At 61.1% G+C, this 21,821-nt stretch carries 24 protein-coding genes and 1 tRNA gene; 5 read left to right on the top strand and 20 right to left on the bottom strand.

Annotated elements, in window-relative coordinates; genetic code table 11:
• Position 1: 1 nt before the first annotated feature.
• The 8 genes from JXA24_01095 to JXA24_01060 all read right to left on the bottom strand — a co-directional run bounded on the left by JXA24_01095 (position 2) and on the right by JXA24_01060 (position 4,597).
• A tRNA-Ser gene (locus JXA24_01095) sits at positions 2-88 on the bottom strand.
• Positions 89-127: 39 nt separating this feature from the next.
• Positions 128-901 carry a twin-arginine translocase subunit TatC gene (gene tatC, locus JXA24_01090; GenBank protein ID MBN1282353.1) on the bottom strand — a complete coding sequence of 258 codons (774 nt, stop codon included), beginning with the start codon at positions 899-901 and terminating at the stop codon, positions 128-130.
• Positions 901-1,062: a twin-arginine translocase TatA/TatE family subunit gene (tatA, locus tag JXA24_01085; GenBank protein MBN1282352.1), complete on the bottom strand. Its 162-nt coding sequence runs from the start codon at positions 1,060-1,062 to the stop codon at positions 901-903. The genes tatC and tatA overlap by 1 nt, the downstream gene beginning before the upstream one ends.
• 68 nt (positions 1,063-1,130) lie before the next feature.
• Entirely contained in the window at positions 1,131-2,285 is a 1,155-nt protein-coding gene (locus JXA24_01080) for a hypothetical protein (protein MBN1282351.1), read from the bottom strand.
• Between the two features lie 184 nt (positions 2,286-2,469).
• Positions 2,470-2,673 carry a DUF378 domain-containing protein gene (locus JXA24_01075; protein ID MBN1282350.1) on the bottom strand — a complete coding sequence of 68 codons (204 nt, stop codon included), beginning with the start codon at positions 2,671-2,673 and terminating at the stop codon, positions 2,470-2,472.
• A 108-nt stretch (positions 2,674-2,781) separates the two neighbouring features.
• Positions 2,782-3,273, bottom strand: coding sequence for a hypothetical protein (locus tag JXA24_01070; GenBank protein ID MBN1282349.1), 492 nt, complete (start codon positions 3,271-3,273; stop codon positions 2,782-2,784).
• Between the two features lie 14 nt (positions 3,274-3,287).
• Positions 3,288-3,953, bottom strand: a complete 666-nt coding sequence (locus JXA24_01065; GenBank protein ID MBN1282348.1) for a hypothetical protein — start codon at positions 3,951-3,953, stop codon at positions 3,288-3,290.
• An 8-nt stretch (positions 3,954-3,961) separates the two neighbouring features.
• A complete protein-coding gene (locus JXA24_01060) occupies positions 3,962-4,597 on the bottom strand; it encodes a hypothetical protein (GenBank protein MBN1282347.1) in 636 nt (211 codons plus the stop codon).
• 60 nt (positions 4,598-4,657) lie between these two features.
• Here JXA24_01060 and JXA24_01055 point away from each other — a divergent pair, with 60 nt between their 5' ends.
• The 4 genes from JXA24_01055 to otsB all read left to right on the top strand — a co-directional run bounded on the left by JXA24_01055 (position 4,658) and on the right by otsB (position 8,860).
• The gene (locus JXA24_01055) at positions 4,658-5,344 is read left to right on the top strand and encodes a hypothetical protein (protein MBN1282346.1); all 687 of its coding nucleotides are present in this window, start codon (positions 4,658-4,660) and stop codon (positions 5,342-5,344) included.
• Between the two features lie 18 nt (positions 5,345-5,362).
• Positions 5,363-6,583, top strand: coding sequence for a glycosyltransferase (locus JXA24_01050; GenBank protein MBN1282345.1), 1,221 nt, complete (start codon positions 5,363-5,365; stop codon positions 6,581-6,583).
• A gap of 80 nt (positions 6,584-6,663) precedes the next feature.
• Positions 6,664-8,076: a trehalose-6-phosphate synthase gene (locus JXA24_01045; protein MBN1282344.1), complete on the top strand. Its 1,413-nt coding sequence runs from the start codon at positions 6,664-6,666 to the stop codon at positions 8,074-8,076.
• Positions 8,077-8,083: 7 nt separating this feature from the next.
• Positions 8,084-8,860: a trehalose-phosphatase gene (gene otsB, locus JXA24_01040; protein MBN1282343.1), complete on the top strand. Its 777-nt coding sequence runs from the start codon at positions 8,084-8,086 to the stop codon at positions 8,858-8,860.
• A gap of 8 nt (positions 8,861-8,868) precedes the next feature.
• Here otsB and JXA24_01035 read toward each other — a convergent pair whose 3' ends face one another.
• On the bottom strand, positions 8,869-9,600 hold the full coding sequence (locus tag JXA24_01035) for a zinc-dependent peptidase (GenBank protein MBN1282342.1): 732 nt from the start codon (positions 9,598-9,600) through the stop codon (positions 8,869-8,871).
• A 236-nt stretch (positions 9,601-9,836) separates the two neighbouring features.
• Here JXA24_01035 and JXA24_01030 point away from each other — a divergent pair, with 236 nt between their 5' ends.
• Positions 9,837-10,007 carry a 4Fe-4S binding protein gene (locus tag JXA24_01030; protein ID MBN1282341.1) on the top strand — a complete coding sequence of 57 codons (171 nt, stop codon included), beginning with the start codon at positions 9,837-9,839 and terminating at the stop codon, positions 10,005-10,007.
• 78 nt (positions 10,008-10,085) lie between these two features.
• Here JXA24_01030 and JXA24_01025 read toward each other — a convergent pair whose 3' ends face one another.
• The 11 genes from JXA24_01025 to JXA24_00975 form a co-directional block, all read right to left on the bottom strand.
• Positions 10,086-11,138 (bottom strand): hypothetical protein, encoded by a 1,053-nt coding sequence (locus JXA24_01025; protein ID MBN1282340.1) that lies wholly within the window; start codon positions 11,136-11,138, stop codon positions 10,086-10,088.
• A gap of 126 nt (positions 11,139-11,264) precedes the next feature.
• Positions 11,265-11,528: a hypothetical protein gene (locus JXA24_01020; protein MBN1282339.1), complete on the bottom strand. Its 264-nt coding sequence runs from the start codon at positions 11,526-11,528 to the stop codon at positions 11,265-11,267.
• A 53-nt stretch (positions 11,529-11,581) separates the two neighbouring features.
• A complete protein-coding gene (locus JXA24_01015; protein MBN1282338.1) occupies positions 11,582-13,261 on the bottom strand; it encodes a hypothetical protein in 1,680 nt (559 codons plus the stop codon).
• A gap of 264 nt (positions 13,262-13,525) precedes the next feature.
• The gene (gene lpoB, locus JXA24_01010) at positions 13,526-14,131 is read right to left on the bottom strand and encodes a penicillin-binding protein activator LpoB (protein ID MBN1282337.1); all 606 of its coding nucleotides are present in this window, start codon (positions 14,129-14,131) and stop codon (positions 13,526-13,528) included.
• Between the two features lie 159 nt (positions 14,132-14,290).
• Positions 14,291-15,322, bottom strand: a complete 1,032-nt coding sequence (locus JXA24_01005) for an LPP20 family lipoprotein (protein ID MBN1282336.1) — start codon at positions 15,320-15,322, stop codon at positions 14,291-14,293.
• Between the two features lie 352 nt (positions 15,323-15,674).
• The gene (locus tag JXA24_01000; GenBank protein ID MBN1282335.1) at positions 15,675-16,286 is read right to left on the bottom strand and encodes a hypothetical protein; all 612 of its coding nucleotides are present in this window, start codon (positions 16,284-16,286) and stop codon (positions 15,675-15,677) included.
• A gap of 138 nt (positions 16,287-16,424) precedes the next feature.
• A complete protein-coding gene (locus JXA24_00995; protein ID MBN1282334.1) occupies positions 16,425-18,227 on the bottom strand; it encodes a hypothetical protein in 1,803 nt (600 codons plus the stop codon).
• A gap of 275 nt (positions 18,228-18,502) precedes the next feature.
• The gene (locus JXA24_00990) at positions 18,503-19,009 is read right to left on the bottom strand and encodes a DUF4416 family protein (protein ID MBN1282333.1); all 507 of its coding nucleotides are present in this window, start codon (positions 19,007-19,009) and stop codon (positions 18,503-18,505) included.
• A gap of 1 nt (position 19,010) precedes the next feature.
• Entirely contained in the window at positions 19,011-20,000 is a 990-nt protein-coding gene (locus JXA24_00985; protein ID MBN1282332.1) for an arylamine N-acetyltransferase, read from the bottom strand.
• A 115-nt stretch (positions 20,001-20,115) separates the two neighbouring features.
• Entirely contained in the window at positions 20,116-20,364 is a 249-nt protein-coding gene (locus JXA24_00980; GenBank protein ID MBN1282331.1) for a hypothetical protein, read from the bottom strand.
• A 231-nt stretch (positions 20,365-20,595) separates the two neighbouring features.
• Positions 20,596-21,666: a thrombospondin type 3 repeat-containing protein gene (locus JXA24_00975; protein MBN1282330.1), complete on the bottom strand. Its 1,071-nt coding sequence runs from the start codon at positions 21,664-21,666 to the stop codon at positions 20,596-20,598.
• Positions 21,667-21,821: the final 155 nt, after the last annotated feature.

The raw sequence follows: 21,821 nt of genomic DNA, 5'->3' as shown, positions 1-21,821 counted from the left end.
GCGGAGGGGGCGGGATTCGAACCCGCGGTACCTGTTAGGGTACAACTGCTTAGCAGGCAGCTGGAATCGGCCACTCTCCCACCCCTCCGCCGAGGGCGCCTGTTCTCAAACTCGCTTGGCATTACAATCAGTTAGGCCCTTTGTCCAGCCCAATTATGGAAGGGGCCTGCCCCTTTCTCCTCGAGCAGAGGACCCTGGCTGCAAGGATCGAGATCTCGTAGAGCGCAACCATGGGGAGCGCCATCATAAGCTGGCTGATCACGTCCGGCGGCGTGATGATCGCCGCGAAGATGAAGATCGTCACGAACGCATGGCGCCTGTATTTTGTGAGCAGCCCGGGCGATACGATGCCGAGCCACGCGAGGCCCACGACCACGATCGGCATTTCAAAGGCTGCGCCAAAGAGAAAGATGACCATTGCGGAGAACTCGAAGTACGACGATGCGCTCCAGTACGGCGCGAAACCCAGGCCGGTCGAGTAGCCGTGGAAAAACGAGACCATCGCAGGCAGGACCACGAAATACGAAAACACAGCGCCGATCGCGAAAAAAACCGTCGCCGGCACTGCGAGCGCCAGCAGGCACCTGCGCTCATTTGAGTACAGGCCGGGGGAAACGAACCTCCAGGCTTGATAGAGGATCCACGGCAGCGAAAGTCCGATGCCGCCAAGGAGTGCGATCATGAGCGACATCTGAAATGTGTCCGAAGGCGAAAGCGATATGAGCGAGGACTGCCCGATGCCTATTGAATCGGCATATTTCAGATACGGCATGGCCAGGGCGTACAGGATTTCAGGGACGAGGAAAAACGATACGACCGTGCCCGCGGCCAGCCCGACCAGCGCCCTTATGATGCACGTGCGAAGCGCGTCCAGGTGGGATGTGAGTTCCTGCTCTCGCATCAGCTCTCGTCCGTGGTATCAGACTCGATCTCCTTCATCCCCTTCTTGAATTGCCTGAGGCTCCTGCCGAGAGAACGCGCGAGGTCGGGCAGCCTCCTCGCGCCGAAGAGGAGCAGCACGAGCGCCAGTATTACAAGGATCTCGGTCCATCCCATCCTCATGAGAGACCTCCTTTGGCTGCGGCTTTCAAGCCCGCCGCGATTCGCACCCTACGGCGCTTCTAGCCGGATCATAGACGGATGTCCAGAACGTCGGCGATGCGCCCGTCCATCTCGGCGCGCTGCCTGAAGCGGTCTGCCTCCTGGCTTGCGCCGAGCTCATCCGCAATCGCCTCGAAGATGGGCGCCCTGAACCGGTATGCTCCCGCGTATCGCTCGTCCCAGAAATGGTAGAGGGCGTCCATGCTCGCCGGGACGTCCCTGTTGGCATCGAAGTACCCCTCCAGGGCGTCGTCGACCGACCGCGCCACTTCCTGAGACAGCCGCGAAAGGACACCGTCTTCACCGATGCCGGAGTATTCACGAAGCGGCGGCACATCGAGGGCCGCGTCAAGCTCCCTGACCTTGAACTCAGGGCCTACCCTGTCGTACCTCTGCGCGAGATCGAACATGTACGCAGCGGAGCGGAGCGAATCGTTCCTCGATGCGATCTCGGGCTGCGCCACGAGCATGGCATACATCCCGTTCATCACCGCGATGCGCTGGACGTCCGCTATCGCGCGCGCGACCTCTGGGTCGATCTCGCCCGCGCCGGCGAGCCTCGCGTCCTGCAGGTGCCCCATCTCGCGAAGGAGCCTCTGCATCGCCCTGTATTGTCCCTGCTCGCCTGCGGCCGGCGCCCTCGCAGCGGGGCTCGACGACGCCATCTCCTCCGCGATGCCGGCGAATAAATTGACGATCCCGACGATCTGCGCAAGCTCGGCCCTCATGTCTTTGCAGAATCCGTCTCCGATGCAGTGCTCGAGGATCCCCATGGCATAGGCGTTCTTCCCCATCTGCCACGGCATGAGGCATCCGCTCGGTCCCCCGGGCTGAAACTCCATCACCAGCCTGTCGTAGGCCGCGAGATGGATTGCGATGTTCTCCCTCACCTCCTCCGCGGAGGCGCCAGTGAGGAAATCCTCCCTCAATTCGCCAGCGAGAAGCCTAGGATGCTTGAGCTCCGCGATGGGGACGATGGGGATCCTGCCGAGCGGCACCCCGGTGCAGGCTATCGTGTTGGCCGGGTCCCCCTTCGGGAGGCCGCCCAGGTCGCCCTCGGTTTTTATCACCCTCAATACCACCGGGCTTCTCGACAAGAATGCCGCGTCGGCCGGCGATTCTATCGCGGTCCAGAACGTGGGGAGCGCAGGAGGTGTGGCGATCATAACGGGGCTGGTTTTCATGATTCGGTCGTCCTATCAATCCCGAGGAGTCGGGAGAAGATTGAAGCATAAGCTATTACAGCTGCCCTGATTTTTTTCAACAGCTTTTATACGACATCCGGCAAGGGCATACAAACGACCGTATTGAATGGATAAAAAAAGGGCGGGTCGCCCCGCCCTTTCGGAACAGCCGATTGTCTTCTGACTATGCGGTCTCCTTCTTGATCTTCGGGAGCAGGAAGATCATGACCAGGGCAGCGACCCCCACCAGCGTGTACACCACGCGCGATATTGAGGTCATCTCGCCGAACAGCGTCGCCACAAGGTTAAAATTGAACAGCCCCACCAGCCCCCAGTTCAGACCGCCTACGATCACGAGAATCAACACAATCCACTTCAGTGCCTTCATATCGCCCCCCTTTTGGTTGTAAGCCGTTTTCAGCTGGTGCGATCATATTACAAAAAGCAGCACCGCACAACAAAAAACCTTTGTTAATTGCCGCGTTGCAGCATCGGATTATTTCAGGAACTCAAGCACCGATTGCGCGGTGTCCACCATGAACTCCTTGCGCTGCTTCGAGTCAGCGAGCCCGGAGACGAGCTTTTTCCTCGCATCGTCGATGATGAGCCCCCCGGCTATGGCCTCGTCGAACCCCTGCCTGATCTGACTTCGCCGGTCTTCCCGTATGCGATATCTTTGGCAGACGGAGTCTATCTCATCGAGGGCAGCGATGCGGTCGCCCCTCCATTTCGCCTTCCTGCCCTCCTTCCACTTCGACCATCCCGGCGGATATTTCCCATCGCCCCATCCGGTCTTCTTTCCCCTGGACCATCCCGGAGGCGTCGACTCCGCCCCTTGCCCGGAGTGTGCGCTCACAGATCCGGACTTGTCCTTGCCGTGCCCCTTGCCGTATCCCTTGTCGCTTTTTGCCTGTGCCGGCTGGATCGCAAAGAACAGCAGAGAACATGCTGCCGCAAATGCGATCAGGCCCCTCCTCGAACGTATCATGACGCCTCCTTTTGTCAGAGCTCTTCCCATATCCTCCAGTTGAATTTGCGAGTGCGCAGAAGCCTCACGTAATCGGTGTTGAACGACGGGTTGGAGCGGCAGATGAAGAGGGTCGTCCTGTCGGGTATCTGCCCCACGAGGAAATCCACGTTCCTGGAGTAGGAGTCGCTCTCGATCCTGTCGTAGCCCGCCATCAGCAGGTTGCGCTTCGCATCGTAGAGGTTCACCCCCCATACGCACCAGGAACCCTGGCCCCATATGTTGTAGCCTGTCTCTATCTCCATGATGTAGATCTCGAGCGTGTAGTCGGCCTTCTTCTCAGCGGTGCCCACGCCGGAGAATATCTCGCTCTCCCTGAGCAGTTCGACCGACCTCTCCTGAGCGACATCGGCCAGGTCGCCCGCGAGCCCCCTGGTCTCGTCCCTCGCCATGTTCTTGATCGGCGCGACATGTAGGCTCTTGCCCTGCTCGAGCTGGAAGCCGGGCCTCATGTAGCCCATGCCCAGGCCGAAGAGGTGTTTCTGATAGCCCTCGGACTTGAGCCTCTTCCTCGTCTCGCCGTACTTGCTCTTCGCAAACTTGGGGTCCCGCTCTTTCTGCATGGAGGGTGGAACGCGGGCGTCGAGCGCCGCGGGCGCGGAGAGGGCGAGTGCGACTATGATGAACAGAGCCCTGCGCATCGATCCCCCTATATCCTGTCCTTCCAGAGGTTTGTGTAGAACATCGCGTCCAGAGTGCGCTTGTTCTCCCGGGCCATGGCGACGTTCTCCTCCGGTATCTGGAGGACGAAATCCAGGGCCATCGCAGCAATGGCCGAGCCCTGATCGGTCTTCATGAACTGCCTGATCACGTCCCTGTACTCGGGCGGGATCTGTGCCTGGTTCATCTCGAGGCCGTAGTCGGCCAGGCGCCGGATGAGGGAGGCCTTGGTCTCTTGTGGCTGTATGCTGAAATACGCCAGGACCACATTGCCCATCAGCTCGGAGAATCCATCCCAGGTGAGGGCGTGTTTCTTGAGCATCTTCTTCACATCCTTCTCGCCCTTTATCTTCGCCACGTACTTCAGGGGGTCTGCGCTCTCGAACTCCGTCTTTCTGTCCTTGAGGATCTCGGACCGTAGCGGGCCCCGCATCTCCGAGAAGACCTCCACGAACGAGCGGAAATCGTTGCCCGTGATCGGCCTGATGCTGAAGCTCTCGAGCGACGGCATGGATGGATCGGAGCCCCCGAGGGCTGCGACCGGGATGAGGACCATCAAGGCGATGAGGAACGCCCTTCGTATAATCATGATGAGGAATTTAATGCCGCCGGGGGGGCTGGTCAAGCCCGCTTTCCTTGACCTTGGCCACCTATTGTCCTAGCCTCTCTCCCCCCGGGAGAGAAGATGGCGGAGAAAAGGGCAGACAGTCCGTTCTATTTCCAGTCCAGGCTCGTGCTCAACGAGCTCACAGGCCTCAAGGCCTCCACCGTACCGGAGCTTCTGGACCACATAAGGAACGTCCCCGGCTCGGTGATCTACCGCCACACGCACCACTTCCTCGAACAGCACCAGAGGGTCGTGCCCACGGTACCCAACGACTTCGCCTACTGGGTGACCGAGGAGCTGGGCGAGAAGCGCCTGGGCGAGAAGCTCGCCGCCATAAACACCATCGATTTCAACTCCATACGCGAGCTGCGCGACCGGATAGCGCAGGTGCTCGAGGAGTACCTCAGGGCCTATCCGCAGGTGGCCGCGCGCACCCCGCCGCCGGGGCTGGAGTTCCACTTCATGAAGTCGCAGAGCTTCGTCTTCCAGACCCAGCACGTGGCCTACACGCTTGAGGAGTTCTGCGACTGCCTCATGAAGGTCACGCTCACGTCGGTCTATTACCACGTGTTCGAGTCGAGGCTCCGCTTCGAGCAGCCTGTGAACGACTTTTCGAGGTGGCTGGCGGGCGAGCTGGGCGAGAAGGAACTGGCCGCCTCCATAGCGAGGCTCAACCCCTACGACCACTCTCTCGAGGGGCTGAGGGAAAAGATACTCACGCTCGTGCACAGGCGCTACATGCAGCTGATCGGGCAGCCGCAGTGAAGATCAGAGGAAAGGTATATGCCGGGACTGTCAGAATATGAACCGATCGCAGGGCGGTACGTGATCGAAGAGCTCAGGATGCTCGCATCCAAGATCTCCGGCAGGACCGTCCAGATGGTCAACTCCACCGCAGTGGGCGGCGGCGTCGCGGAGATACTCAACCGCATGATGCCGCTGCTGCGGGAGCTGGGGATCGACGCCCGCTGGGACGTCATAAAGGGCGGGGACAAGTTCTTCTGGGTCACCAAGACCGTCCACAACGCCCTCCACGGCGCCGCGGAGGGGCTGTCGCAGGACATGATCGACGAGTTCATGGCGGTGAGCGAACAGAACAACAGGGCGATCGCATGCGATGCGGACATCGTCTTCATACACGACCCCCAGCCCATCGCGCTCGTCGGGCAGAAGGAGTCGCGCCGCAATAAGTGGATATGGCGCTGCCACGTGGACGTCTCCAACCCCAACCCCCAGGTCTGGGAGTTCCTGCGCCGATTCATCGTCAGGTACGACACCTCGGTCTTCTCCGCCCCTCAGTTCTCGCAGGTCCTGCCCATCAGGCAGGCCCTGATATCGCCATCCATCGACCCGCTCGCAGACAAGAACAGGGAGCTCTCCCGCGAGGAGATCGACGAGGTGCTTCACCGCTTCGAGATCAAGCGCGACAAGCCGATCGTCACCCAGGTGAGCAGGTTCGATTTCCTCAAGGATCCGGTCGGCGTTATAGAGGCGTTCAGGATGGTGCGCAAGTCGGTCGACTGCCAGCTGGTGCTCGCAGGCGGCACCGCCACCGACGACCCCGAGTCGGAGATAGTGCTGAACGAGGTCATCAAGGCCGCCGACGGCGACGAGGACATACACGTCCTGCTCATCCCGCCGGGCAGCAACGTGGAGATAAACGCGCTCCAGCGCGCCTCGAGCGTGGTCGTCCAGAAATCGATCAAGGAGGGGTTCGGGCTGACGGTGTCGGAGGCGCTCTGGAAGGGCAAGCCGGTTGTGGCGAGCGCGGTTGGGGGCATCCCGCTGCAGATAAAGCACCGCTTTTCCGGCATGCTCTGCCACAGCGTGGAGGGCGCGGCCAACTCCATCAAGTACCTGCTCAACAACCCCGATTTCGCGAAGCAGCTCGGCGAGCAGGGCCGCGAGCAGGTCAGGGCGCACCATCTCCTCACCCGCCACCTGACCGAATACCTGCTGCTCTTCCTGTCGCTGTACTCGGACGCGGACGTGGTCAATCTGTAGAAAATCGAGGAGGCTCCATGTGGGACAAAGACTCTCTCAGGCAAACCCTTGCCGACAAGGTGGGCGAGAACATGTTCGTGGTGGTCTCCAACCGCGAACCGTACGTCCATAACTGGCGGGAGGGCAAGATCTCGGTCTCAAGGCCCGCGTCGGGCCTCGTGACCGCCATCGATCCGATGCTCAGGGCGAGCCGGGGCACATGGATCGCCCACGGCAGCGGCAACGCGGACAGAAGCGTCGTGGACGAAAAGGGAAGGGTAAAGGTCCCGCCGGGCAAGGACCTCTACACCCTCCGGAGGGTCTGGCTCACCAAGGAGGAGGAGCAGGGATACTACTACGGCCTCTCGAACGAGACCCTCTGGCCGCTCTGCCACGTCGCCTACGCGAGGCCCGCTTTCAAACTCGCCGACTGGGAGATGTACAAGAAGGTCAACCGCCGCTTCGCCGACGTGGTGCTCGAGGAGATCGGCGACAGGAAGGCCTTCGTCTGGGTGCAGGACTACCACTTCGCCCTGCTGCCCGCGATGCTCAAAGAGGCCAGGCCCGACATCATGGTCGCGCAGTTCTGGCACATCCCGTGGCCCAACCCCGAGATATTCAGGATCTGCCCCTGGAGCCACGAGATCCTGGAGGGCATGCTCGGCAACGACCTGCTGGGCTTCCACATACGCTGGCACTGCGACAACTTCATGAACACCGTTGACCTCATCCTGGAGTCCCGCATCGACAGGGAGAGCTCCACCGTGTTCCACCACGGGGGGCTCTCCACCAAGGTGATGGCCTTCCCCATAAGCGTCGACTACGGCCAGATCGAGGAGGACTCGCAGCAGGACTTCTCGAGCAACGAGACGGTGGGCGACGTGATGGACCTGTTGCCCATGAAGTACGAGGTGATGGCGGTCGGCATAGACCGCATAGACTACACCAAGGGCATACCGGAGCGCCTCAAGGCCATAGACCGCTATCTGGAGAAACACCCGGAGATGATCGAGAAATTCCTCTTCGTGCAGATCGGCTCGCTCTCCAGAATACACATAGGGCTCTACAAGCAGCTCAACGACGAGATCAACCGCCTTGTAGAGGAGATCAACTGGAAGTACTCGACAGAGGGCTGGCAGCCCATCGTCATGCTGCGCAGGGGGCTCGTGTACCCGGAGATACTGGCGTTCTACCGTATGGCGAAGGTCTGCATCGTGAGCTCGCTCCACGACGGCATGAACCTCGTGGCAAAGGAGTATATCTCCAGCTGCGCTGGAGGCGACGGGGCGCTGGTGCTCTCACGATTCGCCGGTGCATCGCGCGAGCTGGACAAGGGGGCGATCGTGATCAACCCCTACGACACCGAGGCGTTTGCCGACGCGATACACGAGGCGGTCTCGATGCCCGACGAGGAGCGGCGCAGCAGGATGGAGAAGCTGCGCGCGATCGTCTCGGAGTACAACATATACCGCTGGGCGGCAAAGTTCATGTCCGAGCTGTCCAAGATAGCGTGAGGCGATTGTGCGGAGATTCGAAAGGCACAGCGAGCTGATCCTGGAGCGCTGCCTCGCCAGAGGCGAGGCGCTGATGCTATTCGATTTCGACGGCACCCTCGCACCCATCGTGGGCCATCCGAACAGGGCCGCGCTGCCCGCGCGCTGGCGCTCCCGCCTCGAGAGCCTCGCGGGCCACCGCGGCATCAAAGTGGGCATAGTCACTGGCAGGCCCTATCAGGACATCAGGAAGCGGATACCGACGCGCGGCGTCGTCGTCTCCACCGACCACGGCCACGAGGTGCGCCTTGGAAGAAAGCTCCTGATGAGAGTGGGCGGAGGTCTCAAGCGGGAGATGGCGGCTCTCGCCAAAGATGCGCGAACGATACTCGACAAGGCGCCGGAGGCGTTCGTCGAGGAGAAGGATTACTCCGTGGCTGTCCACTACAGGCTGGTGCCGCAGCGCAAGAAGGCCTGCGTGGTCCGGGAGTTCGTCCGCATCGCGAAGCCGCACTGCAAAAAGCACCGTCTCACGATCTCGAGGGGCAAACAGGTTATCGAGGTGCGCCAGAGCGGGCTCTGGGACAAGGGGAAGGCGTCGCTCTGGATCTGGCGCAGGCTCGCGCCGGACGCCCTGCCCTTTTATTTCGGCGACGACACGACCGACGAGGACGCATTCAAAGCGCTCGGCAGGCGCGGGATAACGGTCCGCGTCGGAATGAAGAGGGGAAGCCGCGCCCGATACTTCGTGGATGAGATGGACGAGGTCGCCCCGTTTTTCGAGCGCCTCCTGAAGACCATCTGAGGCGCAAATCAGCGCTGCACCCACTCCGCAGGGTCGAGACGATAATAACCCTCGAGCAGCCCGTAGAGCTCGGGGTGCTTGTACTTGAGGGCCTTGCCCCTGTTGAAGAAGGCCTCCGTGGCCACGGCGAAGAACTCCGCCTCGTTGGTCGCGCCGTATGCGTCCAGCACGTCGTGGACGTGATTGAACGCCCTGTCCCTCAGCTTTGCGTACTCCCCGCCCATGACCCTGGACCACTCCGGGTACGCGGAGCGGCTCCCGAGTATCGGCGTCCCGTCGGCGGCGCCGTCCTCCTGGTCCAGCTGGTGGGCGAACTCGTGGAGCACCACGTTTCTCCCCTCATCGGGGTGAGCCGCCTCCCTCGCCACCTCGTCCCACGCGAGCACCACGAGGCCCTGCGTCCACGACTCGCCGAGGCGCACGCTCGCCTCCTCGGTCTCCACGTATCCGAACCTGCTCCTCTTCCCTGCGACGTACGCCGAAGGATAGACGATCACGGAGTCGCACTTGGGGAAATAGGTGCTCCTCCGGCGGAGCAGCAGCATGCACGCCTGGGCCGCGATAGTGACGCGCATCTCCTCAGTGAGCGCAAGGCCGCCGCACCCCTCGAAGTGCTTCTCAGCGAGGAAATTCTGGATGTGGCCGTGCAGCTCGGGTTTCAGCTCCTCCGGGATGAGCCTGTATAGCGCGACGTTGCGCCTTATGACCGCGAGCTGCCCGTCGGGGAGCGGCCTGCCCATGAGCCTTTTGCGCCTGAGCGCCCTGCGCAGCAGGCCGGCGCCGACGGCCAGCGGCAGGACCGTGATCGCTGCGAATATACCGGGTGGGCCTTTCAACACTCACCTCTCCAGATGATCCTACATCGCCATAATGCCTCAAAGCGCTTGCCGCGCAAAAGGAAAATAATCCTGAAAAACCAGGTTGCATCGGGGCCCGTATGATTATACAGCGGTCGAAACACCAAATGGGAGGGGACATGGCACACACGATAAACGACGAATGCATCAACTGCGGGGCCTGCGACCCGGTCTGTCCGGTGGAGGCGATATCGGAGAAGGACGACCGCAGGGTGATCGATCCAAAGAAGTGCACCGACTGCGGGGCATGCGTGGAGGTGTGCCCGGTGGAGGCGATAAAACCCGGATGAGGCCCCGGGACACGCGAAAAAAAGGCCCTGCGGTATTTCGCAGGGCCTTTTAAAATTCAGGCTGTCAAAAGCCGGAATTCAACGGCGCAGAAGCGATACCGGCAGCGCACCCTGCATCCATGGATTGACAGGGAGCCGCCATCCGAAGGGGCCAGACTGAGCTGAGAACATGGCCGAGGCGCCGAACGCGGGCCCGGGATCGGCTGATCCCGGCGAGCGGCCCAGGTCCCTGGGCGGAAACTCGGAGAGCCTGCCCTGGTCCTTCACATCTATCGGTATCTTGAACGGCGGCAGCACTTCCGGAAACATCCTCACGAGCTCCACCGCATCCTGAAAGCGGGCCGACCGCTCGATCTCGCCGGCGATGGCCCGCACGGCATGGTCGGTCTCCTCCCTGGAGAGCCTGGGAGGGCCCGGTATGAGCCAGGCCGGCTCGCTTGCGAACTTGAGGAGAGGAACCGACGGCTCCATCTCGAAATCGACCCAGTGCTCGTAACCGGATATGCCCACCCTCTTGGGGGCCACCCCGGGCTTTGTTATGAAGATGCCGGTGAGGTCCGCGTAGTGGTTGAGCGCGGACCCGTCCCCGACGATATAGCCCCGGTGCGACGCCATGAGCACGGCGCTCCTGATTATGTCGTCCGCAGTCTTTGCGGTCCTGGCGTATATCCTGAAGGTGCTGTCCCGCTCCCTTTCGACCGAAGGGACGTACTCCAATATCCTGGGGTATCCGTTGAACACGTCCATGTCGCGGTCTCTGCCGCCCTGGCGGAAGGCGTTGAAGGCGGAATAAATGAGAACCGCTGCGGTCCACTCCACGCTCACGCCGATCCCGTCCATCTCCCCCCTGCCGCTGGCGGCAAAATCCCTGTACAGGGAGAGCCTCATCGCTTTCGATGAGATCGAGGGGAGGATCTCCTCGGCCGGCCTCATTATCCTGAACTGCGTCAGCGCCGACTCATCGACGAGAGACGGCGGTACCCATCTGCCCTTGGAGGTCGCTTCGCCCGGCAAAACTGCGCCTGCGCCAAAATCGCCCGCCCGACTCCTGATCGCGTTAAAATCGCTGAACCTCGTCATCTCCGAATGATCCTCCGGATGCTCCTGCGCCGCTGCGACGGCCGAATTCACCTGGGCCCGTATCTGTACCTGATGGTGGCAGGAAAAACCCTGATTGGGATAATTATCTAACATACCCGGATACGATATATCAACAAATTATCGCACCGCAGAGCTGAGGGGTTCCGGCACATCCGGCTATTCCGAACTCGGCCCCTCTATCTCCTCGGCCGGGGTCCTGTCGGTGTCCGGCTCAGGGGGCGGTGGAGGCTGCTTCTTCCTGGGCATATGGATGCTCTCGTCGTGCACGCCGGCGTCCGAGTCCTGGTAGAGGACCTCGTCCCTCTGTTGGTCCTCGAGCCTCTGCTGCTCCTCGTCCTCATCCCACTGCGCAAAGGCGGTGTACGGCGTCAGGGCCATCGCTGCGATGGCTGCCGCGGCTGCGATCCACTTGACATTCACAGGCACCTCCGGTCGATGGACATCTTATCTCACCTGGCCGCATCGTTTTCAAGCTATTGTATCAGGCCCTCTGCGAAATCCTCCATCACCTCGCGCCCCTGCTCTGAGTCCTTGAACGAGTCGTCGGCCCTGCGGAAGCTCTCCATCACCCTCTTCTCCACCTCAGGGCCCACGAGGCCCAGGCGATGGGCGGTCGCGTACATGGCCGAGGCCCTGCCGTATTCTTTGCGCTTCTCGCAGGCGAGGCCCGCCAGGTACCACTCGAACGCGGGCTTGAGCCCCTGCGCGCGGCTGCCCGGCTCCTCGCAGCTCGATGCGGCCTTGACCGGCGAGGAGTCGCCCCTCACGGTGCGCGCGATCCTGATGCCCTGCACGACGCGATCTGCGTCCCCCCCTGACTCCATCCCCCTGCGGAGCAGGCCCTCGACGTCAAAGTCGCCTGACTCCATCTTCGCGTACGCCAGATCGATCATGATGCCCCCGTTCCCCGGATCGGAGGCGAGTTCCGACTCGAGCCTCGCCGCCGCAGCGCGCGCATCCTTCACCCTCACAGGCTCCACCCTCTCGATCCTTTCCAGCCCGGCGCCGCTGCCGTAGAGGCTCGCCAGGACCGCTTTGGGCCTGTCGGACAAGACCTCGATCGACACCTCCGTCGCAGCGCCGCCGCCGTCCGGCACTATGCGCACGCGGCGCATCCCGGGGGCCACGAAGAAGCGGCCCACGCCGAAATCGGACGGCAGGCTGCGCCAGCTGCGCTCGTCCGCCTTCTCGGCGGCAGACATGGACATGCCCAGCAAAATGAGGGCCAGCCCCGCGATCTGCGCCTCGACCTCGTCCTCCTTTGACAGCTCTATCCCGGCCACGTACATCCCGGTCTGGAGCGCCGATTTTATGGCCTTGCGCACGAAGCTGCGCTTCTGCCGCCCGGCGAGCGCCTCCAGTATGTCCTTGCCGATGTCGTGGAAGGAGTGAGTCCTGCCGGCGCTCTCGCCGTCTATGAACACCTCCGCGTCGCGCGCCCCCCCGGGCCATGCGACCACGGTCGGCAGCTGCATGGATACGAGCCCGGTGGTCACGGGCCTCGATACGTAGACAGGGGATCGGCCCGACTCAACGATCACCACTATCTCGCCCTTCTTCCTGCGCCCGCTCTCATAAGCGCGCCTGAGATCCGCGCCGTAATACGGCAGTTCCTTGTCGATCTTTCCGGTCCTTCTGTAGTCTATGACCGCGTCGCCGATGTGGCCCATGGCCTCCCAGACGACCGCGGAGAGATATGTGGCGAATGCGTTCGGCGGGCCTCCCGGCCTGCCGTAGACGCGCTCCGAGACGTTCTCGATGCGCCGCACCTCCACGAGCGCCTCGTCCCACTTATCGAGCAGTATGTAGTTGAGCATCCTGACGACCGGGACGAGCACCTTCTCGTGCCTGTCGCCGGAGTATCTGGTGGCCTCCTCGCTCCAGAGCGTGGCCGAGGTCTCGCGCGTGACACTCTTCGGCTCGTACGCCTCGGAGAGGGACTCGGCCTCCTCCAGCGCCCTGTTGCTATCCTCATAGCGGCCCGCCGCGTGCAGGATCATGCCGCGGTCCATGAGGTACAGCAGCCTGTCGCGCGGGGAGGGCTCGACCTTCTCGATGAGCTCGGCCGCCTTCGCGTAGTCGCCGCGGAAGAGCGCCGCGTGCGCGGGCCGGGCCTTGGAATTATATGTTGAGACGCAGGAACACGATATCAATGTCGCCAATAATATAATTGTTCTAATGAGCCATAAGAAATTTTCGTGAGGGGAAGCGGTCCGCATTGCATTAAAGCGACGTTTTGACCGGAGGCGTATGAGGAGTGAAAATTGCGACTGGTTTCGCGAATTAGGGGCTGACAGAGGAAGACACCTAATTCGCTTCCCTGGAATAATATCTGATGTAAATGAAACCAGCGCCATTTTCGCGACGAATAGCCGCAGGGAAGGAGCAGCAATGCGGACCGCTTCCCCGGAAGAAAATTACATGGTGACTCGTTTTCTGGTGAACTTCTTCTTGATCTCAAGCTCGTCGGCCCAGACGATCTCGGCGGTCTCGAGGTCCGTGATCTCCATGGTGGTCTTGTAGTACACGATCTCCCTGCGCCCCACCGGCTGCTTGATCGATGCGATGTGCCCCGAGAGGACCCAGTCGGCGCCGACCTGGCGGCCCTTGGCCTTGGCGGTCTCGGGGCTCACGTAGCCCGAGCCCTGGTACTCCAGCTCGCGCGCGATCTCCCGGCGCAGGCGGTTGTTGAGAAACCTCACCTGGCCGGAGTCGATGAGATGCTGCCGGATCTTGTTGGTCAGCGAGACCATGTCGATGTGCTCGTCGGTCCCGTTGGAGAAGAGGCTGATGATCACCGCCGGCTTCCTGTCGGAGGTTGCCAGAAACTCGCTCGAGAGCATGGATTTGGAGAGCCGCTCCGCGATCACCTGCAGGTCCGCCTCCACGAACTTGTCGGAGAGGAGCCACACCTCGCCCGGATCGATGTATTTTCCCTCCGTGTAGACCTTCTTCGTGGCGCAGCTCGACATCGTCAGTGAAATGGCAGCAACTGCCAACAAGCATATCAGTCTCGTTTTCATCCTCTCCTCCTTTTGAAACACAGGATGCTCAATTTATCGGCTGCACTGTATGGCGGCTCCTCCCGCCACAATTTGAGGACCCTTTTTCCGATGACGCTGTAAAAAGGGGCCTCAAATTCTGGCTCGCGTCGCCGCACCCTCGCCAGCCTTTCTCTGCTACTATAATATGTTCCCCATCTTATCAGCTATGGTGCGCTGGACGTACTCGCCGAGCGCCCGCACCGCCGATCTCTCGGCCATGACCTCGCTCTTTTCGTTGGCGCTGGCAGACCACGTCATTGTGCCGACCACCTCGCCGGACGCCGGGTCGGTTATCTCCAGGTCGAGGTCCGCCTGGTAGATCTGCATGAGCATGTCCTGACCCATGTCGATGGTGCCCTTGTACGTCAATTCGGTCGTGCCCTTGAGATCGTACGCCTTGCCGCCGGCGGTGCCGGTCACATAGCCCGCCTTCGAGAGGCCGTTTATGAGATAGCCCCGCACCTTTGCACCGGGCCCCTCCACGCTCACGCTGAAGCGCACCTCTTTGCGCAGCCTGCGGATCGCCTCGCGCAGCGTCGACTCGTGGTAGGGCGCCTCCATGAGCGAGTAAGCTCCGCCGGGCTTGAGGATGCCGAGCAAATCCTCTATCTCCGTGATCTCGCCGGCCATGGCGAGCGCCCTGCCGTAATGCGATATGACGGAGAGCGCCCTCCCCCTCTCGCGCGCCTCGCCGGCCGCGTCGACCTCGGAGGCGATGTCCTGCTTGATGCGCTGAGCGCGCTTCTCCAGGTTCTTCGCTGCCCCGTAGCGGTCGAGCACCGCAAGCGCGTAGAGCATGCGGCCCTTCTTGTCCCTGTGGTACTCCTTTATCTCCACCCCCTCGAGCACCTCCCTCGCCGTGGAGGTGACCACGTCGGTCTGCGTGGACTTCGCGCCGGAGGCGCTCCCTATAGCGCGCTCCGAGCGCGTGGTCACCTTGACCTCCGTGCGGATTGTCTTGGCGATCTCGGCGCGGGCGGAATCTCCTGCCCACTCCATCTGCTGCCCCTTACCGCCCTTGTCCAGCGGCGTGGACCCCACACCTATGAAATATCGCGGCTCAGGATATTTCTTCGATGCCCCGCCTATCCAGTCGGGTCCCGATTTTGACCATGCCGACGCCGGAGAAAGGATCAGCAGAAAGACAGCCAATGTAATTACGCGTTTCATGAAGTCGACCTCCTTTATTTCAGCTCAGGCAACGGAGCGGGTCGCGGCGCTTTTCTCGCTACGCTCGTCGCCTCATGCGCCGGCTCCTCGCTGGGCTTTCGTCGTCCGGATCATCACAGGCTACGGAATCCGGCCTCCTCGAGCCCCGCTGCGAAAAGCGCCGCGACCTGCTCCGTCAGCGAAATACAGCTATGAAGAGATCCTTCCCGCACGGCGCTGATTACAACTAAGCCAACAGCTAAGCGGCGACGCGAGCCAGAATTTGAGGCCCCTTTTTACAGCGTCATCGGAAAAAGGGTCCTCAAATTGTGGCGGGAGGAGCCGCCCTGCGACATGCGGTGACGCGAGCCGCTCAGGGCTGTTGCAATGTCTTCTCGACGCTCTGCTCCTCCGCCTGTTTGAGCTCCTCGATCGTCTTCTGCACCTTCTCCTGTATCTCGGCGTCTATATCGGCGCTCCTCTTCGCCCTCCTCCTGAGGTCGCGCGTCATGTCGTCCGCAAAATCGTTTTCCACCATCGCGAAGAAGCGGCTGAGATCCACCTTGATGAGCGACCGGCAGCCCTTGTACTTGCCCCCCTTCTTGCAGTGGCGGGAGACGATCACCGAGCCCTCGACCGTCTGCTTAGAGCTCGCCTCCACCACGCTCTGAGAGATCGTGAAGTTGCGGGAGCGGACCTCCTCCATGTAGTTGGCCACGAGGCTCCCCATGAACGAGGCGACCTGCGAGCGGGCGTTGAGATCGGCGCTCTGCCTCTGGTCGTACACCTCGGTCCAGTCGGGGTTGGAGTGGCCGATTGTCATGAATATATTGGACTTTCTGTCCCAGGACTGCCCTTCCTTCTTCCACCACTTTCCGTCCGGGTCGAGCCTCTGCCCCCAGTGGCTCTCGTCCTTCGCGCACGCGCCTGCAAGCGCCGCGCATGCGAGGACCAGAACGATGATGCGGAGATAATTCCTTCCCATGGCGCCCCCCTTGAACTCTATGCGGATTTGCATGAAACGATAGTTGAAGGCACGGGCCGTGTAAATAGGGCAAAAAATGGCCCCGGGGAAGAACCCCCGGGGCCGGGAAACTCTCAGTCGCACCGATGCAGCCGGCTATCAAGGCTCCAGCAATATCCGGGTATAGACGTCCTCCTCAAGCATGATGTGCTCGCCGGCGCCGCCTCCCATTATCACCAGGATGACCGGTCTATCCCCAAGATCATCCGCATTGGCCTTCAGCATGAAATCGTCGTACCCGTCGTTGTCTATGTCACCGGTGCGCGCAGGGAAACTCAGGCCGGGCTGGTCATAGTTGTCACCCGGCACGATGTATTTGTCGTAATCAGACTCTATCACGTACTCGGCCTTGTAGATCTTCCTTCCGTGCATGAGGTACATCAATTTCACGCCAGGTGAATACGTGTAGTTCAGGAATATGTCCTCCCTGCCGTCCGCGTTCTCGTCGCCTATAACGGTCACGGTAACCGAGGCCTCTAAGGACTGCGTCTGCCGTATCACGAACGAGGCGTCCGCATCGGTCATCGAACCCCTCATGTGGTCGCCGCCTAAGAAGACATGGACCTCGGGTTCCAGTTTCCCGTCCGGAGCGTTCAAGGGCCTATAGACGCTTGTGAGGATGAGGTCGCTCACGCCGTCGCCGTTTACGTCGGCCGCGTACGCTCCGGTCAGGTCCCTGTTCGGTTTGGTCATGGCGATTGTCGCGCCCGGCGCGGCGAGCATGGACGAGAGGTCCTCTGAGCCGAAGAATATCTGGGCCTCGGACGACTCCACGATGAAATATCCGTCCGAATCGAACCCGGCGTCCCTCCAGACCCCGGCTATGTCGAAGAACCCGTCGCCGTCGAGATCGGCTGGGGTCGTCATCGGATCCGCATAGTGGTGTGTGCTGGTCGGCGTGGCTGAACCAATGGAGCCGCTGGCGACCATGAGGGCGCCTAGCGCCATGTTGAGCTCAGAGGGAATGGCGCCGCGGATTATTGCAACACCGTAATACCTGTCGCTACCGCCGGTCTTGCATTCCACCCCGTACATGGCGTCGTCTATCCCGTCTGCGTCGAGGTCCCCGACACCGGCGAGGAGATCGATCTTGCAGGATGGCAATACGGGCGGATCGATGGATGAATGGAAAGAGGTGTCCGACATGTCGTACCGGTTCCAGATCAGGAAGGTGCCGTCCGCCCATTCATTCACAGACGGCATCCCGCTGCCGTCCCAGTTCCTCATCATCATAGGCGCCCTTATTCTGGCTCTGGTGCTGAAGTTCCACACCAGATTGAAATTGATCAGCGTCTCGGTCGGAATAACACTCGAAGGCAGGAGGCTGATCTGCTCGCCAAGGAGGATTACCAGATAGTCTGCCATAACGCCCTGGAAGATAAAGGGCAGATCCGCGGAAAGGCCCACCCCCCCGTCGAAATCGAACGGGTTCACGTCCAGAGTCACGCTCCCGGAGAGCTCGGTCGCCTTGCCCACGGAGGCGGATACAGGCAGGTCGCCGATGTCGACGTCGTAGGTGGCCCCGTACTCGAGCGGGCCGCAGATCCTGAACAGCGAGCCGGATAGCCAGTAGGCGTCGACCACCGGGAAAGGATTCTTCTCCTCGTCGGTGACGGAGAAGTTCTCCTCAACGTACTGCCTCTCGTCGGCGGTCAGCTCCCGAGAGAAGGAGACGAGTATGCTGCGCGTGAAGACCCCTATCGTCCCCGTGGCCGCATAGCTCGCGGTGACGGCGCTGCTCGGCCCGCCTCCGCCCCCGCCGCCGTTGACGTCCGGGTCGCCGTATTTGATCGCTCCGCTCCCGAAGCATCCGGCCAGTACGAGTGCCGCTGTGGCGACAAGGAGCATGAGCCATAGGCGCCGGACCCATGACGAGTCGTACGCAATGGCCTTGGTCTTCATAACGCCTCCTCCCGAATGGCAGAAGACACCATCCAGCAGGCATAAAATGAGCATAAAGCGTGCCACTGCCGGCGAATGCGGTCTTAAACATAACTTAATGAAATTTAATGATAATAATGCAGGACTTGATCTTCCTCTTTCTCAAAATGGGTCAAAAATTACTTAAAAGCGTCAAAATACCAACAACTTCAACTTCTTGCCCTTCACCCTTGAGCTTTCAGCTTTCAGCTTTCAGCTTTCAGCTTTCAGCTTTCAGCTTTGAGCTTCTCAGCTTCTCAGCTTCTCTGCCTCTTAAACGCGAGCCTCATCTTTGTGAAGAGCAAAAAGAGCGATCCGTCGCGGAAGTCGGGGAACGCCCACGGCATGGGCTGCCAGCCCTTGTTGTACCAGAGCAGCACGTCCGCATAGACCCCGGGCGCGAGCGCGACCTTGTGGCCGCCGTATTTGCCGGAGAGGAGCACGAGCTTGCTCTGGTCCAGATAGCCCGGGTCGATGTTAACGATGCGTCGGCCCTCGGCCGAGAAGCGACACTCGATCTCCTGCGCAAACTGCTTGAAACCGGCCGCAGCCTCCCCGGGCACGATCTTGGCGAACGACACGAAGCAGCGCGAAAGGCCCGCGCCCATCTCATCCCCGTAGTAATCGGTGTGCGTGAACGGCTGCAATTCCCCGCGGATGTCAGCATCGCCGAACAGCGGCTCCATCATCTCAAGCACGCCTTCAAGAACGTCGGTGCGCGACGTGAGTATCCCGGCGATGGGCTTAACGAGATTGTCTGTCATATTACCGTCCTTTGATGTCGACGGACGCAACGCTTCGGGTATTCTTCTCGCTATCCCTCCTCGCCTCAGACGCCGTCTCGTCGGGGGCTTTCGTCGGCCGGTACTTATAGGCTGCTGTATCCGGCCTCCTCGAGCCACGCTGCGAAGAACACCCGAAGCGTTGCGTCAGTGCGACATTGCGAATTGTAGCCAGCGCATCGCGCGCCATGGAGACCAGGCGGCGGTCGACGCCGAAGGCGCGCTCGACCTCTTCTGCAAAATCCGACCCCAGCCGCACCTGGTTCCTGTCGCCGCCGCGCACGCGCCGGACTCTGCCGTCCCTCATGTAGAGCTGTCCCTCTGCCGTCTGGCGCGACACGCACAGGTGGCGCATCATGGGCCACTCGAACGAGTCGATCCAGCGCGCGAGGAACTCCTCGTCCGAGACGGGCCTGTCGCGCAGCCTGTACCGGATCTTTTTGCCTCCTTCGCTCTCGGAGATCAGCAGGAGCTGGCTCGATCGCCCGAGCCTCGTGAGCGTGAGCGCGCCCTGCAGGCCGCGCTGCAGGGACGCGCCATGTTCAGGGATCTCGATCGGCTCCTGCATGAGATAACCCGGATCGACCAGAAACCTCGCGCATCCTGCGCGGACGATCAGCGCGCAGTGCGTGCCCGGCCCGTAGGAGCGGTCGCACAGGACCGGGGCCGCATCGAAGCCGAAGAACTCGAGCACCCGGCGGAAGAAGTGAGTGAGCGAGAAGCAGGTGCCGCCGGCACCCCTCTCCAGGTGCTCCGAGAGCACCACCTCGGGCGTGCGCAGCCTCTGCAAAGGGTCTTCATGCCCCGCGGCGCGCAGGACCTTGGTGAAGTTCTCGTACGGAAGCCGGCCGAATTCGCGCGTGAGAGTGCGCAAGAGCGCCAGATCGGGCATGCCCTGCCGCACCCCGCACAGCCTGGCGAACTCGCCGGCCACCTCCCTGCAGTCGCCCCGGATCACCGCGTTGGCATACATGCAAATGCCGGCGCAGGCAAGGGCGCTTGCGATCCTCGCCGGATGAGATCGCAAAAAGGCGAAAGGCCGGTCTCGCGACCGGCCTCGGAAAAGGAGATATGATCTCCCAAAGGGTTCAGTTCATCGACTCTTTCAGGATTATCTCGTGCAGTATGTTGCGGGGGCGATAGCCGGAGACCACCTTCACCGGCTCCTCGGAGCTGGATGTGTTGATGATCTCGTAGATCAGCTGCTCGCGCGCGCCGCTGTGCGGTATGTAGATCCCGCCGCAGGAGATCACCGCCGGGTTCCGGCACTCGGCCTCGAGCTCGGTCCCGCACAGGATCCTCTCCATGATCATGTCGCTGGCGTGTCCCTTTTCCATACCGCTCCCTCCACCTCATAAAACAAGCAAGGAGCATGCCAGGGACGCATAACGATGCGCTGCACTTGAAATTATTGTTTTCTATGGTTTATCTGGAGCGTGAAAGACCGAACGGATCGTGATCAGAGTGAGAATCTACCCGGCAGCGTCAAATATTCTGATACACAAAGGCCCGCCTTACGGCAGGCCTTTATCTCTCTCTCACAGCGATCCTCTGAGAAAAATCCCGGGCTATCTGCCTGACGGCATTGGCGCCATCGGCGCATCAACGCCCTGCGGACTGGGCACGATGCGCACCTTCCGCTTGATCACATTCCTCTTCTCGGGCCCCCCGGGTGCGAGCTGCATCGGCGCGTCCGTCATCTCAGGCTTCATGGTCTTGTCCAAGATATATTTCGTGTCAGGATCGCAGGCGTTCCCGATCCCGTCGAGATCGCCGTCCTCCTGGTGCGGGTTCTTCACCTTCGGGCAATTGTCGGAGACATCCGGGACCCCGTCGTTGTCGTCGTCATCGTCGCACGCGTCGCCCAGGCCGTCGCCGTCGGTGTCGGTCTGGTCGTTGTTGCAGGCGAGCGGGCAGTTGTCGCAGGCGTCGCCCCACCCATCTGGCAGCGTCCCCTCGACCCCGCCGCATGTCGTTTCGGAATTCGCCTGGTCCGGATTGGCGACGTCGGGACAGTTGTCGCAGGCGTCGCCCAGGCCGTCGCCGTCAGAGTTTTTCTGTGTCGGATTGGCTTTATCCGGACAATTGTCGAATAAATTCACGACATTGTCGTCGTCCGAATCTAACCAGGTCGGCGGTTGAAGTATGGTGTGCACTTTCATCACGTTGCTCTCGCCAATGGAATACGATTTCAGGTAGACTTCCTTGTAACTACTGAGGCAGGAGCCGATGCTCTCGTTGTACATGAGCTTCAGTTTGTGCGAATTGCCGACCACGCACTTGACGTCGCAGTAATTATCGCCCTCCTCATGCTTGTAGCAAGCCATGGAAATCTCCTGAGGCTCGATATGGTAGATCTCAGTCGGTTCTTCGAACTGAGCGGAGCTGGAACCATGCTTCTTGCAGTGAAACCAGATCCTAATGCCGCCTGCGGTCTGGCCGCAGTTGCCCGAACCCACCAGGCGGGAGAAGAATAAGATGTCCCCCACCTGCTGGCTCTCGCCCGCATTCGAAGGCCAGGGAAAGACTATGGCATTATGGTGCGAATTGGTGCTGTGGCTGAAATTCGCCAAAGCATTCTTGGGAAGGGCAATGCAGAATGCGACCGCCACAAAGATAGACACCGCTATTCGCCTCATAAGATCCTCCTGGATGCGCCATTAATAGCACGGCACTGACGTGCGCGGAAGCATCCATTCCATATATTTGCAATAAACCGGCCAAAGGGTCCGAAAACGGCAAAATCCACAACATAATGATATATTACAATATTTTAGATTCGAGCAACAGGGCG

The sequence above is a fragment of the Pseudomonadota bacterium genome (assembly GCA_016927275.1).
Classification (GTDB): domain Bacteria; phylum UBA10199; class UBA10199; order 2-02-FULL-44-16; family JAAZCA01; genus JAFGMW01.
Note: the sequence above shows the minus strand (reverse complement) of the source record. Positions and strands in the feature narration are given on the sequence as shown.

Excerpts from the sequence above, each read along its gene's own strand:
- JXA24_01035 (MBN1282342.1), bottom strand. The coding sequence starts at position 9,600 with ATGGGCAGGCCGCTCCCCGACGGGCAGCTCGCGGTCATAAGGCGCAAC.
- JXA24_00990 (MBN1282333.1), bottom strand. The coding sequence starts at position 19,009 with ATGACAGACAATCTCGTTAAGCCCATCGCCGGGATACTCACGTCGCGC.
- JXA24_01030 (MBN1282341.1), top strand. The coding sequence starts at position 9,837 with ATGGCACACACGATAAACGACGAATGCATCAACTGCGGGGCCTGCGAC.
- tatC (MBN1282353.1), bottom strand. The coding sequence starts at position 901 with ATGCGAGAGCAGGAACTCACATCCCACCTGGACGCGCTTCGCACGTGC.
- JXA24_01075 (MBN1282350.1), bottom strand. The coding sequence starts at position 2,673 with ATGAAGGCACTGAAGTGGATTGTGTTGATTCTCGTGATCGTAGGCGGT.
- JXA24_01000 (MBN1282335.1), bottom strand. The coding sequence starts at position 16,286 with ATGGGAAGGAATTATCTCCGCATCATCGTTCTGGTCCTCGCATGCGCG.
- JXA24_01005 (MBN1282336.1), bottom strand. The coding sequence starts at position 15,322 with ATGAAACGCGTAATTACATTGGCTGTCTTTCTGCTGATCCTTTCTCCG.
- JXA24_00985 (MBN1282332.1), bottom strand. The coding sequence starts at position 20,000 with ATGTATGCCAACGCGGTGATCCGGGGCGACTGCAGGGAGGTGGCCGGC.
- tatA (MBN1282352.1), bottom strand. The coding sequence starts at position 1,062 with ATGAGGATGGGATGGACCGAGATCCTTGTAATACTGGCGCTCGTGCTG.
- JXA24_01050 (MBN1282345.1), top strand. The coding sequence starts at position 5,363 with ATGCCGGGACTGTCAGAATATGAACCGATCGCAGGGCGGTACGTGATC.
- JXA24_00995 (MBN1282334.1), bottom strand. The coding sequence starts at position 18,227 with ATGAAGACCAAGGCCATTGCGTACGACTCGTCATGGGTCCGGCGCCTA.
- JXA24_01080 (MBN1282351.1), bottom strand. The coding sequence starts at position 2,285 with ATGAAAACCAGCCCCGTTATGATCGCCACACCTCCTGCGCTCCCCACG.
- JXA24_01065 (MBN1282348.1), bottom strand. The coding sequence starts at position 3,953 with ATGCGCAGGGCTCTGTTCATCATAGTCGCACTCGCCCTCTCCGCGCCC.
- JXA24_00980 (MBN1282331.1), bottom strand. The coding sequence starts at position 20,364 with ATGGAAAAGGGACACGCCAGCGACATGATCATGGAGAGGATCCTGTGC.
- JXA24_00975 (MBN1282330.1), bottom strand. The coding sequence starts at position 21,666 with ATGAGGCGAATAGCGGTGTCTATCTTTGTGGCGGTCGCATTCTGCATT.
- lpoB (MBN1282337.1), bottom strand. The coding sequence starts at position 14,131 with ATGAAAACGAGACTGATATGCTTGTTGGCAGTTGCTGCCATTTCACTG.
- JXA24_01070 (MBN1282349.1), bottom strand. The coding sequence starts at position 3,273 with ATGATACGTTCGAGGAGGGGCCTGATCGCATTTGCGGCAGCATGTTCT.
- JXA24_01055 (MBN1282346.1), top strand. The coding sequence starts at position 4,658 with ATGGCGGAGAAAAGGGCAGACAGTCCGTTCTATTTCCAGTCCAGGCTC.